This window comes from Citrobacter sp. Cb004 (genome assembly GCF_030337065.1).
Taxonomy (GTDB): Bacteria; Pseudomonadota; Gammaproteobacteria; order Enterobacterales; family Enterobacteriaceae; genus Citrobacter; species Citrobacter braakii.
Map to the genome: position 1 here is coordinate 325,185 of NZ_JAOWCH010000065.1, position 14,486 is coordinate 339,670.

Below are 14,486 nucleotides of genomic sequence, written 5' to 3' on the forward strand. Positions count from 1 at the left end.
TAATTTAATATGCATGATTTATAAAAATCGCAATTTGTCAGATTTATGACGCACCTCTAAAAGTAAATAATATGATAATAAAATGTATTTGCTTTATTGCGATTAAGCTGAGGTCAGTAGGTCACGGCGATGGTAACGGTATCAGCATAGTTGTCAGGCGTGTAGTTCGCGCTGGGAACGGTGGCGTAAACCGGGTAGGTGGTGGTGGTTCCCGTACCGTTGCCCGCGACAGTATTGAGCGATGAATTGCCCCAAACCGTACCGGACGGCCCCGGCGTCGAGCTAAGCTGGTAGGGGACCTTGTCCGTATTTGACCCCGTGCCGGCCATCACGCCGCTGCCTGCCGTATTGCCGTTAGAGGGCTGAAGTCCGATGGTGTAAGGCGTGTTATTGGAACATGCTACGCCCACGGTATTTGAAGCCGTTAGGTTACGCCCGGTCGCCCTGGCGGGCGCAAAGCTAATATTGGTTGCAGAGGTGATATTGCACTGTTTGCTGACCGTCGCCGATACGGTGAAGGGAAGCCTGGCGGCAACGGTATCGCCACAGGTGGTCGGCGGGAAAAGCAATCCAGGATTGAGGGTGACAAGGGCTGTCGCCGCCGTATAGCTATCCTGATAGCTTCCGGGGACGGCTGAGGTTTGTGGCGTGACAATCTGTGCTGATACCGTGAGTGAGCCCGTCACTGGCGTCAGGTTCAGCAGGTTAAGCTGTACCATTGGAAAAGTTGTTCCCGACTGATACTGACTCCCCCAGACTTTGGTGTGTCCGGCATCCTGGTAAAGCTGGTATGCCAGCGTTCTGGCAGGTGTTCCGTTTAATGACATATTTCGAGGTGTCACCTGGCCACTGACGGCTGAGGCGCCAATATTAAAACAGAGGTTGATCCCTGCCAGCACGTCGCCAAGCTCTTTGGTGCAGGTGTAGTTGAACGTCATTGATGACGTTGCGCCTGTCGCAGACAGCGGATTGACTGAGCCCAAATTTATGGGTTGCACATTGCTCACCGAACAGGTTACGGCATGGCTAATCGCCGGACAAAAGAGTACGGCTGCGATGAGTAACAGATGCCTTAACCTCATGAGCGCACTCCTGTTAGTGTGGCCGGCAAACCAGTGGACCTATTTGCACAATCCCCTTTGCGGAAGTGGGATAGTCAAATTGCACGCGACAACTGCCGGTGTCTGTCTCAACGCGCAGCGCGTTGTGCTGTTCCAGCATTTCGAACCAGGTCATCCCATCAAAACCAACGACAGACGATTGTCCTGCTCCGCTGATGGCGTATGCCATGCTGCCTTCGAGAATGGGTTTACCCTGATTGTCGACGAGGATGACCTGCGCAGCGCGTACCGGGGTAATGCCAAAGCTAACCAATGTACCGGAACGATCGGCAGGCGTTGCATTCGCCTCAACGCGCGCGATCCGCATATTGGCGGGGAGATCCATTGGGTCAATACTGATCAGGTTTTTTTGATAACTGTTCAGTGGCGTGACCAGCAATAGCCCCTGGTCGTCGCTGCGACCAATCAGGTTATTTTGTAATTTAATCGGGACGTCAGGAACGCCGTCAGTGGATACGACGGCAAAGCCATTGTTGATTTCACGTGCTGCAAACAGGCCGCCTCCCATGGTAACAAGCGATCCGGTGGCGCCTGCGTAGCCGTAGTGGTTATCCGGTAAACGGCTGAATCCCGCGTACGCTTTACCATAACGACCCAGATATCCCACTTCTCCCTGACCGCTTTGCCGGGAAGCCTGCTGACTGGCGGCCAGATTCCAGCCCCAACCGCCGTCGGCAGGAGGCGTCAGGCTGGCGTTGAGCTGGTAGCCGGTTTCATCATTGGTGCGTTGTAGGGTGCTGCTGGCACTGAGATTGTTATCAGTGGTCATTGTCACCATCAGATAGAGACTGCGATCGCGGTTATCGTCGATGTTTTGGTTGAATCCGGCATTCAGTGAAATGTTGTCGGTAATCGATTTGAACCAGCTGGCGTTGGCGTAGCGCACCGCATTTTCGTGCGGATAACGAAACTGCAGGTAACTCAGGCTGACATTACCGGCAGCTTCCAGCGAATAGCCAATGACCGTATTGCTGTTAAGCGTCGGTGGCGGCTCGCCATAATGGGTGGCGACATCACGATAATCGCCGGAAGTGGCTGTTGTACTGGTACTGAAATTAAACCGTTCGCCGGACCAACGATAACCAAAACTGTACAGAAAACCGTTCTTTCCTGCGTCGGTACTTGCGGCAACTGAGGTCGAAAACGTGCCGCTGCGGGTGCCTGGGATCCAGTCGTTACTGAAGCCCGCGTTAATCAGTCCATCGCTGGTTTCAGCGTGAGTCCCGGCGGTGAACGTATTGCTAAACCCACGACGCCATGTACCGCTCAGTACCGGTGCGCTGGCATAATCAAAAGAGGAGTAACCATAGTTTTCGCGTACCGTACCCAGTTCTGCAGACCAGGCAGTTAATCCTTCCCGCAGGAGTTGCTGATCGTTGTAGAACGAGAAATTTTGTACGCTCGTTCTGCCCAGCGCATCCGTCATCATTACCTGACCCGTTCCCGCGCCGCTGATGTTCGGCATTGTGTTGATCTGAAAGCTACCCGCGGGGACTTCTCCGTTGTAGTACCTGACGCCGTCGACGTACAGCTCAACGTTTGACGGCAACGTCGCGGAGCCAAGATATGCAGGGAGCGGGGTGGTTGGCATATAGGGCCGCAAACCAAAATCGGTTCCTATCTGAATGCCGCCGATACGCGTCGGCCGGGACCAGATAAGTGAACTGGTCAGGGTATCGCCAACGGTTACCGCCAGCATCGTTTCGGGAAATGACGTACGCCAGCTGGTATCGAGTCGCTCAACGCTGTTATCCGCATTTTCCTCGGTGGAATACTGCGTCAACTGGGTGGTGCTGAGCACGCCTGCAGCATTGAAAGCGCGGAGTTCGCTGAAGGTATTTATTGCGCTTTCATCCCCCTGTTGGGTATAGATATCGTAATTGAGCAGCGCTCCGCGTGATGTTGTCGCCGTCGGCGCGGTCTCCACGGGGGAGTTAAGCTGCGTGGTCGCAAGATCGAGTGAACTGAGTGGCGCAGTAAGCGAAAGCGTTTGCAACTGAACGTTATAGTCAATGGTTAGCTCGGGGATATCGTTCAGGCAGACGGCGTGAGTGGCGTCAGGCGCAAAGCGAAAGCCCATTTTTCGCAGGGTATCTGCCCCTGCATAGAGCTTTCCATTATCGTAACCCAAATGCACCAGCCCAACGGGATTCCCATTTAAGGTGACGTCGAGATACAAATTGATCCCCACGAGCTGCGCTGCGCCATTAATAACACCATCTTCGCTCTGGTTATTATTCAGCGTTTGTGCGCAAACCATTCCCGATATTAATACTCCATTGAGAAAGCAATATTTCACCAGAAGCCAGGATCTGTTACAGATCTTGTACTGTTTTTTGGCCATTGATTGTGACTTCAACTTTCCCGCCATCATGAGTATTACTGGCCGACGGAGAGACTATCCAGCGCATCGTTGAGCCGGGTAAAACGTAGCCTAACAGTCCGGGCGTAATAACTTTTTTAGCACCGTCAGGGCTTATAAATGTTGCAGCAGATAATTGTGCATGCCCATTTCCCTGGTTACTCACTTCAATAAATTTTTTGCCATCAAGCTGTTGTAATTTCCATTGCAATTTAGCCTGCGTTTGCGCCGCTGATGTTGGTTGAATGAAAACGGGGACGGAATAATGCAGCACAAACTGAAGCTTATTTTTTTCTACTTTTGCAGGCGGTAACTCATCTATCGATAACCGATAAGCGTCTTCAGCATGTGCCGAAGGTGGGCCGGTCCGAATAACGCGAATCAACTGACGTTCTCCGGGGGCTAATGCCAGCATCGGCGGGCTAATGACCAGCCCCTGAGAGGGGGAAAGTTTGTCGCCGTAAGCGCTCTGGCTCCAGCGAAAAACCCGAACCTGGGCATTGAGCACATTTTCACCCGCATTACTAAGCCAGATACCATCGGCATTTTGCGTCGCGAGCAAAGTTAATGTGACCGGGGCGATTTGCAGTCCGCTGGCGGCAGCAGGGTTGAGGCTCGCAACCATCCCTAACAGGCATGCGCAGGCACACTGCTGAACAGGCAGTTTTACTCTCATGTGGCTTCCTGAAGTTAGTAGTTAACGTTAACCGTTACCGTGTCGGCATAGTCGTCAGGAGTGAAGTTGGCGCTCGGTGCGGTGGCATAAACAGTAAACGTTTGCACCAGCCCGGTCCCCGTCGCCGCTACGCCGTTTCCAGGCGCGCTGTCGGTGGCGGTGTTCCCCCACACCGGACCTGTTGCTGATGTTCGATTTAGCTGGTAGGGCACTTTATCGGTATTGGTGGCTGCGTTAGCCACGGAGGACATGGCGCCTGAGCCCGTCGTCGTCCCCCCATTGGCGGCCGACGGCGCCAGACCGATAAAATAGGGCGTAGTTTTTGAGCAATTAATCGAAATCGTGTTGCTTGCATTGGTATTTGTTGCCGTGGTATTCACCGGCCCAAGCGTGATATTTGAAGCCGAACCAGCAGTCACGGTACAGGCCTTTTGAATCGTCATCAGTACCTGAAATGTTCCGTTAACGGTTGCTGCATTTGCCACGGGAATAATGGAAAAGGCGCAGCAACAAAGAATTAAGCGTTTGTCTAAGACTAGAGCCATATCCTTTACCTTTTTCAAATAACCACATTTATTACTTTAGAAAAACAATAATGTGGTACAGGAAGACATGGTTTAACCCTAGAATAAGTATTAGGCGTGCGCCAGTTGATCTAATAAATTTTACTTAGGAAAAAGGTGATGTCGTTTGCAAAAAAATAATACCCACGGGTGAGTATATTGTTTTGTTTTTATGCTACTGCGGGTATTAAGTCAGGCGGGTAGGGAACACAGATTCATTGGATGGCATTCAAAATAACCACCCAAAAAATGAGAATTAGTAAGATTTATCTTACTCAGCTCATTACTGCGATACATGTTGGTTACGGGCTGTGAAAAATGACTTTATAACCTTGTTCGTTCCAGTGTTGTAGAAGTTCATTTTGTCTGCGGGTTGGCGTGATACCAGTCCAGACAAAAAGCGTTTGCCCGGGGAAGAGTTCAGGTCTTGGCGATTCAATGGGTTCAGCAAGCACGGCAATATGCCAGCCCGATTGCGATAAACGCCAGGCTTCGAGCCATAAACGGGTTCGGTCTTCAACATCCCAGGCCATCAGGATGGCATCTTTCCCTGATTTGCGCCGCGTTTCAGACAGCAGGGTGGCTACATATTCAATCAATGCGCCATCAAGCATACTGTTCATGATGCGGGATGTATTATGGTCAAGTATCAACCGCTGACGCACGGGAAGATAAACGCGATCAATCAACGCATCTACGGGGTAGGCGCGACCGAGTGCGATAATTTTGGCTCGCAGCTTCGGGGGATACGCCATACGAAGAATGCCCATCATCTCTTCTTGCAATTGATTCCAGTCGTCGTCAGTTTCACGGGTACTGGTTTCCAGCAATGCTTTCACTTTGCCAACGGGTGTGCCACTGCTAATCCAACGTTTTATTTCTTCAATACGTTGAATATCCTCTTCATCAAAGAGTCGGTGGCCACCTTCGCTGCGTTGAGGTTTGAGTAAACCGTAACGTCGTTGCCATGCCCGAAGGGTGACAGGATTTATCCCGCAACGTTCTGCGACATCCCCAATGCTGTAATAAGCCATAATTCCCCCAGACACTCCTGATTCTCCGTCACCGATATGCGGTTCCTGCTACTTTGTACAACATGCATCAAATTGTACAAAACATACATAGGATTCTAGCAAAATTAAGATTTACTTTACTATCACGTAGGGAGTAAATGCTGAATTTTTATGTTCAGCATAAAAGAGGTGGCGGGATTATTGTGTAATAACAATACGTTAATTATTATAACGCTGAGAAATCATTTTTTCTCTGGCCACGCGACAGACGGAGTACCATTCAGGCAGGCTCTTGCAAACAGGTTACCCTGGAAGATCTCAATACCCGCGGATTCAAGCCACATCCACTCTTCAGGTTTTTCGACGCCGACCGCAGAAATCATAATCTCCAGTGAAGCGCAGCATTTGATTATGGCCTGAATGATGGCCTGCCGTGGTCCACTTTTATGCACATCAGTGATGAGTTCGCGGCTTATCTTAATTCGGTCCGGTTGAAAGCGAGACAAAAGCTGAAGCCCGGCAAAACCTGCCCCGAAATGATCTATCGCCACACATATTCCCGCTGCCTTGAGTGACTTCACGGCCTGCGCGAACGTATCAAAACGCGAAATAACTTCACTTTCGGTAAACTCTACAATGATTTGTTCAGGCACCAGTCCATGCGCCGCGATTTCGTTTATAAGAAAGCTGACTGCATCGGGTCTGTTTACCAGGGTCATGGGTAACAGATTAACCGACAGCATTTTGTGATTAAGTCCCAGTGCGCTTGCCATTGCAAATGCAGTCTTTTTGCTCTGCAGATCAGCGGTATACACATCTTCAGGTTTGAATTTGTCAAAATATGTTGCGGGCGTTTCACCGTCTTTACCGCGAATAAGGGCTTCCAGCGCAATGACGCGCTGTGACATAGGATCGATAATTGGTTGAAAAGCAAAGCTGAAATCTGTATCTGACGGAAGTGTGCTTTCATCCAGGATGGTACAGGTATTGTCGGTTATAAAACTCCAGTAATCAGGCGCAGGTATTTCAAAATAGCTCGATTTTTCCGTGGCGAGGACAAATGTGCGGAAAAACTGTAATGCTCTGTCATCATACGTGAGCTGAAATTTGGACGTACCCTTATTGAGTACAGCTTGCAGGACGTCATTCCGTTCATGTTTTTGTAAATCAAATAACTCCATCCCTACTTTTCCGAATCTTCTCGCAGGCGCGTAATCACACATCAGTTCAACGATATTGTGGTGCCGGGGGTCGTTACAAATACAACGATAGATCTCTTTTACCTGCTCCTCTGGGCCTTCAAGCAGTTGGAAAAAGTGATGGCCGTTAAAGAGTAAGATCCCCGTAACATCTGATCGCCTGTTTTTGATATTTGCGGCTGTCACCATATCCTCAAGCGCTTTGAGAGGGGCGTCTTCACGTAGATGGCTACGGTAAATAATGGTCGTGAGCATGGACAGTCCGGGATCAAGGAAGGAGAAGAGGTCTGGTCAGAATCAGACAAACCAGGTTACGCCCTGATTTTAATACATAATTCTAACTTTGTCTTTACAAGTAATCGGGCTAATACAGATCAATTATCATTGATAATACAAAGTGATTTGTACAAAGAAATTGGATTTCATGTAGATCTGAACTTTCATAACTACATGATTTAATTAATTTAGCATTTTTTGCTAAAAATTAGCGTGCTATGTTGTACACATTTTCGGTACAGCTTTGCTACTGTTATAAAACTTAATATTCACCAGCATTTTGTTACAGGAGCACTCCATGCAGCAGCATACCGTTCGCACTGATTCTGCAAGCGCGATTTCTCGTTACTTTGCTAAAGCGCATCTGCCAACCCAACAGGAAACGTTGGGCGAAATCGTGACTGAGATACTAAAAGATGGGCGCAATCTCAGTCGCAAATCACTGTGTACCAAACTTCTGCACCGTCTTGAAAATGCATCAGGTGAGAATGAACAGAAACATTACAATGCGTTAATCGGCCTGCTTTTCGAATAAAATAAAGCCCTACTATGATAATGGGTAAGTAGTGAAGGAGTTATGAAGAAACCTGACAGTGAACGCTTGAAACATGAAATTACAGGTTTGGCTGTGCTAGAAATTTTGCGAATGCATACAGACGTTTCGTTAGCTGCACTGATTAAGCAATTGCGGCTTATGCATGCCAGTGAAATGGATGGTACACGTAAACAATTAATTGACAGCGTTATCAATGATTTCACAAATGTTAATCCGGGGAAGATAAGCAGAAAACCGGAAAAAACGAGAGATGAGAGTGCTTTCAGTGCCAGCAAAAACCCTAAATTACATTAAAGATAATTCTCCAGACTATACAAGCGAGGTTACCATGCTTCATGAAATTAATGTCCACAGTGTAATGACGGATAAAGCTTTATCAAGTTACTTCCATAATGCAGGTGAACTATTAGCAGATGAGTCAGTGGTATTGGGGCAGGCGGTAACAAATGTAATTCTGGCAGGTGATAATGTTAATAATAAAAATATCATTTTAAGCCTGATTAGTTCGCTGGAGACAACAACTGACGTTGTCAAGGCAGACATTATCAGAAAAACCCTGGAAATAGTGTTACGTTATACGGCTGATGACGTCTAATGAGATAACACATTAATATAAATACACAGCACAATTATTGTATGATGTAAGTTCTGTCGCTTCGCTTTTTGGATTAAGACTATACATAGCATCCTCTTATTTTTATGACTGCATATTATGGAGTTGATATGGCTAATTCAATTCCGGAAGATTTTATTTTCCGCTGCGCTTTGTATAAGGATATAGAGCGTAATGTCATGTTAAAACAGGGTTGTATCAGTAATGATGTTCTTATTCAGGCATTCAGCACGCAGTTGAAGAATGAGAAGAATGTGATACTGACCGATCTCTATTCACAGATTCTGGCACATCTTCAACTCGATAAAACTTCGCAGCCCGGTGAGGTCAATGGTGATTTTTCGTTGAGGTCATAATGATGAACATCATGCAGGAACATGCTGGAAACGCAGTTTTATGGATTGATGATATCTTTATCAGGGAAGGGTTAAAGAATATCCTTGAAGATATCGTTTTTGAAGATGACAAGGCGCGACTTGTCATCTTCACCGCTAATCACTTTGACGCGGTAAAAAAGCAAAATTACGATCTGAATACATATCGTCTGGTGCTGCTGATTGATGGCCATCTGTATCAGTATCTCAATGACATCTCACTTTACAGACTGCCAGTAGATAGCGATGTTGCCTCAATCAAGCAATTTATTATTGATATTACTCGTGCTGGTGGTAAGCACGAGCATCAATCGGAACTCAATATCTCCTTGACTGCGCGAGATAAATATATTTTAACGCAGCTAGGGGAGGGGCGAACTGTTTTTGAGATATCTGCCATGTTAAATCTACACTTAAAAACCATTTACCAGGCCAGGCAGAATCTGATCAAGAAACTTGGTTGCTCAGGGCTGATTGATTTTCAGGGAATACTGCAAGCGCAAATATTCCGGAACTGGCTGAAGCATGCCTGATCATCGATACGCTAAACTTACCTTCAGCGATTTGTGTACGTTTAAATCAATCGCTCGGGTTATCTCATCGATGATGTCTTCTGTTCTGAAAATAAATTAACGCGCATTATAAGAGGGCGATGATACAGCCTTGTCGGGATGCTTATGATTTATTTATAGATTTCAGCAACCCCGTGCGGTTCAGCTCGTTAATAATGCACTCAGGTTCTTCACACAGAGGCATATTGTCTATATCTAAAACGCCATCATTTTTTTGTGGATCATCAGCCTGCAGGTCTGCAAACAGTGGAGTAAGATCCGGCTGTGCTTCGCCTCGTTCGGCCACCAGCTCAAACATTTTATTTTTTGCCGCCTCGTTAGTCAGGGCACTGACCAGAACCTGGGCGATTTGCTGCCTTGATATCACACCATCTTCTGGTGTTCCTGCATGGCGACGATCCCCCTGGAGCAAAACGATTCTGTGTTCATCATCATTGTTGTAATCAAACCAGCCGGGTCTGACGATGGTATAGGGGTGACCACTCGCTCTGACCAGACGTTCGGCACGTCTTTTCCAGTCATGAACCTCAGTGCGTTGATTCCAGGTACTGAGTCGTTCAGTCACGCCAATCGTGGTCATTAAACCGATGCGTACAGGTGTATCCCTGAAGAGTCGTAAAATGTTGCGCACACCGCCGTAATCTATCGCTCTGGAGCCAATACGCCCCTGGCCATCGGAACCGAGCGTGAAGATGATGGCATCAATATCTTTCGGCAAATCGGTAAGTGTTTCAGGCATTGAAACATCGCCGTAAAAAACATCCGTTCCACGCGGAAGTAATTTTACTTTCCGTTTATTTCTGACCAGCGCCACGGGCTGATGGCCCATTTCGATAGCGGTATTCACGACATGAAGACCAATACTTCCGGTCGCGCCTGCAATGAGTATTTTCATGATAAACCTTATGATAATTCAGACTTATTTTCTCTACAGCCAGAATATCAATTATCATTATTGTCAGTAATAGGGCTAAAATGATTGTGTCTATGAACACCCTTCATGAGTGCGCGATGAAGGGAATGCCACCATAAGGAAATCGCCGATGCTCAAAGAAAACTTCAACGAACTGCAAATCTTTCTGGTGGTGGCAAGGGAGCGAAGTTTTACCAAAGCAGCGGGCAAACTGGGTGTATCTCAGTCTGCACTCAGCCATGCGATGAAGGCGCTGGAGGAAAGGCTCAATATCCGCCTTCTGACCCGTACGACCCGAAGCGTTGCCCCTACGGAAGCCGGTGAGAGAATTATTGCCTGCCTTGAACCGCGTATTGCCGATCTTGAACAGGAGCTGGAATCGCTGGTTCAATTGAACGGCACTGCCTCCGGCAATATCCGCTTATCTGCTGGGGAGCATGCCGCGCGAAGTCTGGTATGGCCAAAGTTAAAACCTTTCCTCAAAGAATATCCGGAAATTAATCTCGAACTGGTGGTTGATAACGGCTTTGTCGATATTGTTGAGGGCCGTTTTGATGCCGGGATCCGCCTGGGCGAAAGCGTGGATAAGGATATGGTTGCTGTAAGAATTGGCCCGGACATGCGCATGGCCGTGGTGGGAGCACCGTCTTACTTCGCGGCAAACCCTCCACCTGAAACGCCGCACGAGCTACAAAATCATCGGTGCATCAATATGCGCCTGCCGACTGCCGGTGGGCTTTATCACTGGGAGTTTGAGAAGGAAGGGAAACCGTTACGGGTCAGAGTGGAAGGGCAGGTAACGTTTAATCAGCAGGCAGAAAGGATTGATGCTGCTTTATCCGGTTTTGGCATTGCCTGTATGCCTGAAGACAGGGTGCAGGATTATATAAAGTCAGGAGAGCTTATTCAGGTTCTGCAGGACTGGTGCCCATCTTTTCCCGGCTATTATCTCTACTACCCGAGCCGTAAGCAGCACCCGCCCGCATTTGCGCTGATGATCGATGCACTTCGCTACGCCCAATAACGGGTCCGTAGACCCGTTCGGATATTAACGGCCTACGCGGGCCTGGTGCTCAGGAGAGTAACGTTCACCGACGATGTTAATCGTTTCCAGCGCCTGGGTTATCTGCTGCGTATCCTTCTGTGAAAGAATGATGTCGGCAGCCCCCAGGTTTTCCTCCAGCCGGTGCAGTTTGGTGGTACCAGGGATAGGAACAATCCACGGCTTTTGTGCCAGCAGCCATGCCAGCGCGATTTGCGCAGACGTCACGCCTTTCTCTGCCGCCAGTTCACCCAGCAAGGTGACCAGCTTTTCATTGGCTTCAATCGCCTGCTCGGCGAAACGCGGCACGGTGCTGCGATAATCATCCTTGCCAAAAGTGGTTCCTGGCTTAATCGATCCCGTCAGGAAGCCTTTGCCTAAAGGGCTGAAGGGAACGAAACCAATACCCAGTTCCTCCAGTAACGGCAGGATTTCCTGCTCAGGCTCGCGCCACCACAGAGAGTATTCGCTTTGCAGCGCAGTGACCGGTTGTACGGCATGTGCACGACGAATGGTTTGTGCGCCCGCTTCGGACAGACCGAAATGTTTGACTTTGCCTTCCGCTATCAGGTCTTTCACCGTTCCCGCGACATCTTCAATGGGGACATCCGGGTCGACACGGTGTTGATACAGCAGATCAATGACATCAGTCTTAAGGCGGCGTAATGATCCTTCCACAGCTTCACGGATATGCTCCGGGCGGCTGTTTAAAATCTGCTGCTTGTTGTCCGCACCGAAGGTAAAACCAAACTTGGTGGCAATAACCACACGGTCACGAAACGGTTTTAAGGCTTCGCCTACAACCACTTCATTAAGAAAGGGGCCATACACTTCAGCGGTATCGAAGAAGGTGACGCCACGTTCAACCGCAGCGCGAATGAGCTCGATAGCCTGACGGGTATCGGTCGCCGGACCGTAGCCATGGCTTAAGCCCATGCAGCCGAGCCCAAGCGCGGATACTTCGAGTCGGGATTTGCCCAGATAACGTTTTTGCATTGAATGAATACCTCTTTTATCGCGACTTAAACATCAAGTTTGCGGCCGGTCAGCCATTCCACCATCGCCGGATCGCGGTGAGAGAAGAAGGCGCTGGTTGCAGTGTCGAGGGCAGCAATCTGCAGCATATCTTCAGAACTGAGTTCAAAATCGAGAATGTTAATGTTCTCTGCCATGCGTTCTTTGCGCACCGATTTCGCCAGTGAAATGATGCCTCGCTGGAAGATCCAACGCAGAACAACCTGGCCCACGCTTTTGCCGTACTTCTGACCAATTGCCGTTAACACGGGATGCTGGAACAGACCATTTTTCCCTTCAGCAAACGGAGCCCAGGCTTCCGGCTGAATGCCACGGCTTTGATTCCAAGGAACGGCATGCAGCTGCTGGTTGAAGGGGTTAACTTCAATCTGGTTTACCGCAGGGGCAACGTTGTTAAAGGCGATAAGGTCGGCCAGTCGGTCAGGATGGAAGTTGCTGACGCCAATGGCGCGAATTTTTCCTTCCTGTTGTAATTCTTCCATGGCACGCCATGCCCCATGAACATCACCGTAAGGCTGGTGAATCAGATACAGATCAACATAATCAAGTTGCAGACGATTCAGGGAGCGTTCGAACTGGGCTTTAGCGCCTTCGTAATGAGTATCCTGCAGCCACAGCTTGGTCGTTACAAAGAGTTCGTTACGGTCGATACCGCTTTGTTTCAGAGCGTTCCCGACCTGGGTTTCATTCTGGTAAGACGCGGCGGTATCGATCAGGCGGTATCCCGTATCGATGGCATCAATCACGGCTCTTTCGCATTCAGCGGCATCAGACATTTGAAACACACCAAAGCCCAGCAGGGGCATTTCAATACCGTTGTTCAGTTTTACAGTTTGCATGACGTTATCCTTTGGCTGTTGTCGAGGAAAAGCATAACGCAAAGTTATTTATTCGATTAGATGGGGTAATTAGCTAGGGTTTATTAGATGTGTTCATTAATTTTGTGGCGTGCTGACGGTCAACTTTTTGTCAGAAGCGGCTGTTGCTAACTCCCCACGATAATAATCGTTGGGGTTCTTCTCAAGCACAGAGCGTTGAACTTTTTTGTTAATGCCTGAGCGATAGTGCTTTTCCCACTTCCTGGCATGAAGCTGAGGATGATTAGCATAGTTTGGCTGTGAAATGATGAAATCCAAAAGTATTAAAACATACTACACTCTGACTTGGGGATTTTGCGGCTCTATTACTACAAGCGATATGACAAGCGTCGAAAAGTGTTACTGCCAGCGTTACTCGTGGCGATCTCTGGGTCTGCCCGCTTAGCCGTTCCATGCCAAAATCGGATGTAGTTGGTATTGTTAATAAGTTAACAAGTTATTAATTCATCAAAAAATATACATTACCGTAACAAGGAATATATTTTTAACTGCTCAACACTCCCCTATAAATATTAAACACATGCTTGTTTGCATCTACCTTTGGTTGAAAGTCATGTTGTCGTATGTTTATTTAACTCGTTACCGCTGGAGTTAGGAATATTGATTAGAAGAAAATACTGGAGGTGATAGCAAAACGGTTAATAATTGTTCTGTGAAAGGTATAAATCAGTGATAAAAATCACAAAACAATCTTAAATTCGGCTAATTGTCCTGTAATCTATATTATCTCCACTAAATGAATCGCACAAAACCTGAGCGTTTTTTAAAAAATATGACAAAGAATTGTAAACTGCCTCTATCCGAGACTATAGCTCTTGGGGGGATGACGCTGGCTCTTTTTCTTGGTGCTGGCAATATTATATTCCCGCCGCTGGTCGGCATGCAGGCGGGCGCAAACGCCTTTAATGCAGGCTTTGGCTTTATCATCACAGCGGTTCTGTTCCCGGCGCTGGCGATTATTTCCCTTGCCATTAATGGCGGAGATATCGCGGAATTAACGAAACCCTTAGGCAAATGGCCGAGCCTGATTTTTATTGGCATTTGCTTTTTAACGCTGGGGGTTTTATTTGGTACGCCACGCACCGCGACGATTAGCTACGAAGTCATCACCGATGGCGCAGCTAGTTCCCTGATGCAGAAGATTATATTTTCCGCCGCGTTCTTTGGCCTTGCTGGCGCGACGCTGGCTAAGCCGGGGAAAATGCTGGAAATCGTCGGTTTCTTCCTTTCGCCCATTAAAATTAGTGCCCTGATTTTTATCGGCATATGTGCCTGGTTACATCCGATTGGTGA

16 protein-coding genes are annotated in these 14,486 nt (G+C 48.1%); 7 read left to right on the top strand and 9 right to left on the bottom strand.

From position 1 onward, the window contains the following. Positions 1-113: 113 nt before the first annotated feature. From OGV65_RS17210 to OGV65_RS17235, 6 genes are all read right to left on the bottom strand, one after another. A complete protein-coding gene (locus OGV65_RS17210; protein ID WP_047502182.1) occupies positions 114-1,082 on the bottom strand; it encodes a Csu type fimbrial protein in 969 nt (322 codons plus the stop codon). A 13-nt stretch (positions 1,083-1,095) separates the two neighbouring features. After that, positions 1,096-3,381 carry a fimbria/pilus outer membrane usher protein gene (locus OGV65_RS17215; protein ID WP_286455259.1) on the bottom strand — a complete coding sequence of 762 codons (2,286 nt, stop codon included), beginning with the start codon at positions 3,379-3,381 and terminating at the stop codon, positions 1,096-1,098. 55 nt (positions 3,382-3,436) lie between these two features. Further along, complete coding sequence (locus tag OGV65_RS17220; protein WP_016153349.1) at positions 3,437-4,159, bottom strand: fimbrial biogenesis chaperone; 723 nt, start codon at positions 4,157-4,159, stop codon at positions 3,437-3,439. A 14-nt stretch (positions 4,160-4,173) separates the two neighbouring features. Beyond that, a complete protein-coding gene (locus tag OGV65_RS17225) occupies positions 4,174-4,704 on the bottom strand; it encodes a Csu type fimbrial protein (protein ID WP_286455260.1) in 531 nt (176 codons plus the stop codon). A 320-nt stretch (positions 4,705-5,024) separates the two neighbouring features. After that, entirely contained in the window at positions 5,025-5,756 is a 732-nt protein-coding gene (locus tag OGV65_RS17230) for a MerR family transcriptional regulator (protein ID WP_032931597.1), read from the bottom strand. A 221-nt stretch (positions 5,757-5,977) separates the two neighbouring features. Next, complete coding sequence (locus OGV65_RS17235) at positions 5,978-7,189, bottom strand: diguanylate phosphodiesterase (protein WP_049282651.1); 1,212 nt, start codon at positions 7,187-7,189, stop codon at positions 5,978-5,980. A gap of 319 nt (positions 7,190-7,508) precedes the next feature. On the opposite strand from OGV65_RS17235, the gene ycgZ reads away from it, so the two are divergent. The 5 genes from ycgZ (at position 7,509) to OGV65_RS17260 (ending at position 9,286) form a co-directional block, all read left to right on the top strand. After that, positions 7,509-7,745: a regulatory protein YcgZ gene (gene ycgZ, locus OGV65_RS17240; protein ID WP_016153345.1), complete on the top strand. Its 237-nt coding sequence runs from the start codon at positions 7,509-7,511 to the stop codon at positions 7,743-7,745. 42 nt (positions 7,746-7,787) lie between these two features. Then, positions 7,788-8,060, top strand: coding sequence for a hypothetical protein (locus OGV65_RS17245; protein ID WP_047502190.1), 273 nt, complete (start codon positions 7,788-7,790; stop codon positions 8,058-8,060). A gap of 34 nt (positions 8,061-8,094) precedes the next feature. After that, a complete protein-coding gene (locus OGV65_RS17250; RefSeq protein WP_286455272.1) occupies positions 8,095-8,361 on the top strand; it encodes a biofilm development regulator YmgB/AriR family protein in 267 nt (88 codons plus the stop codon). Between the two features lie 128 nt (positions 8,362-8,489). Continuing rightward, complete coding sequence (locus tag OGV65_RS17255; RefSeq protein ID WP_016156767.1) at positions 8,490-8,735, top strand: hypothetical protein; 246 nt, start codon at positions 8,490-8,492, stop codon at positions 8,733-8,735. Continuing rightward, positions 8,735-9,286: a LuxR C-terminal-related transcriptional regulator gene (locus OGV65_RS17260; RefSeq protein ID WP_286455263.1), complete on the top strand. Its 552-nt coding sequence runs from the start codon at positions 8,735-8,737 to the stop codon at positions 9,284-9,286. The genes OGV65_RS17255 and OGV65_RS17260 overlap by 1 nt, the downstream gene beginning before the upstream one ends. Positions 9,287-9,428: 142 nt before the next feature. Here the strand turns inward: OGV65_RS17260 and OGV65_RS17265 are convergent, their stop codons facing one another. After that, positions 9,429-10,220, bottom strand: a complete 792-nt coding sequence (locus OGV65_RS17265) for an SDR family oxidoreductase (RefSeq protein ID WP_286455264.1) — start codon at positions 10,218-10,220, stop codon at positions 9,429-9,431. A gap of 148 nt (positions 10,221-10,368) precedes the next feature. Here OGV65_RS17265 and OGV65_RS17270 point away from each other — a divergent pair, with 148 nt between their 5' ends. Continuing rightward, on the top strand, positions 10,369-11,262 hold the full coding sequence (locus OGV65_RS17270; RefSeq protein ID WP_235117160.1) for a LysR family transcriptional regulator: 894 nt from the start codon (positions 10,369-10,371) through the stop codon (positions 11,260-11,262). Between the two features lie 24 nt (positions 11,263-11,286). Here the strand turns inward: OGV65_RS17270 and OGV65_RS17275 are convergent, their stop codons facing one another. Beyond that, positions 11,287-12,276 (bottom strand): aldo/keto reductase, encoded by a 990-nt coding sequence (locus OGV65_RS17275; RefSeq protein WP_286455265.1) that lies wholly within the window; start codon positions 12,274-12,276, stop codon positions 11,287-11,289. 26 nt (positions 12,277-12,302) lie between these two features. Further along, on the bottom strand, positions 12,303-13,154 hold the full coding sequence (locus OGV65_RS17280) for an aldo/keto reductase (RefSeq protein ID WP_047416655.1): 852 nt from the start codon (positions 13,152-13,154) through the stop codon (positions 12,303-12,305). Between the two features lie 862 nt (positions 13,155-14,016). Between OGV65_RS17280 and OGV65_RS17285 the strand changes: the two genes are divergently transcribed. Next, on the top strand, positions 14,017-14,486 hold a 470-nt coding region (locus OGV65_RS17285; RefSeq protein ID WP_286455266.1), incomplete at its 3' end, for a branched-chain amino acid transport system II carrier protein.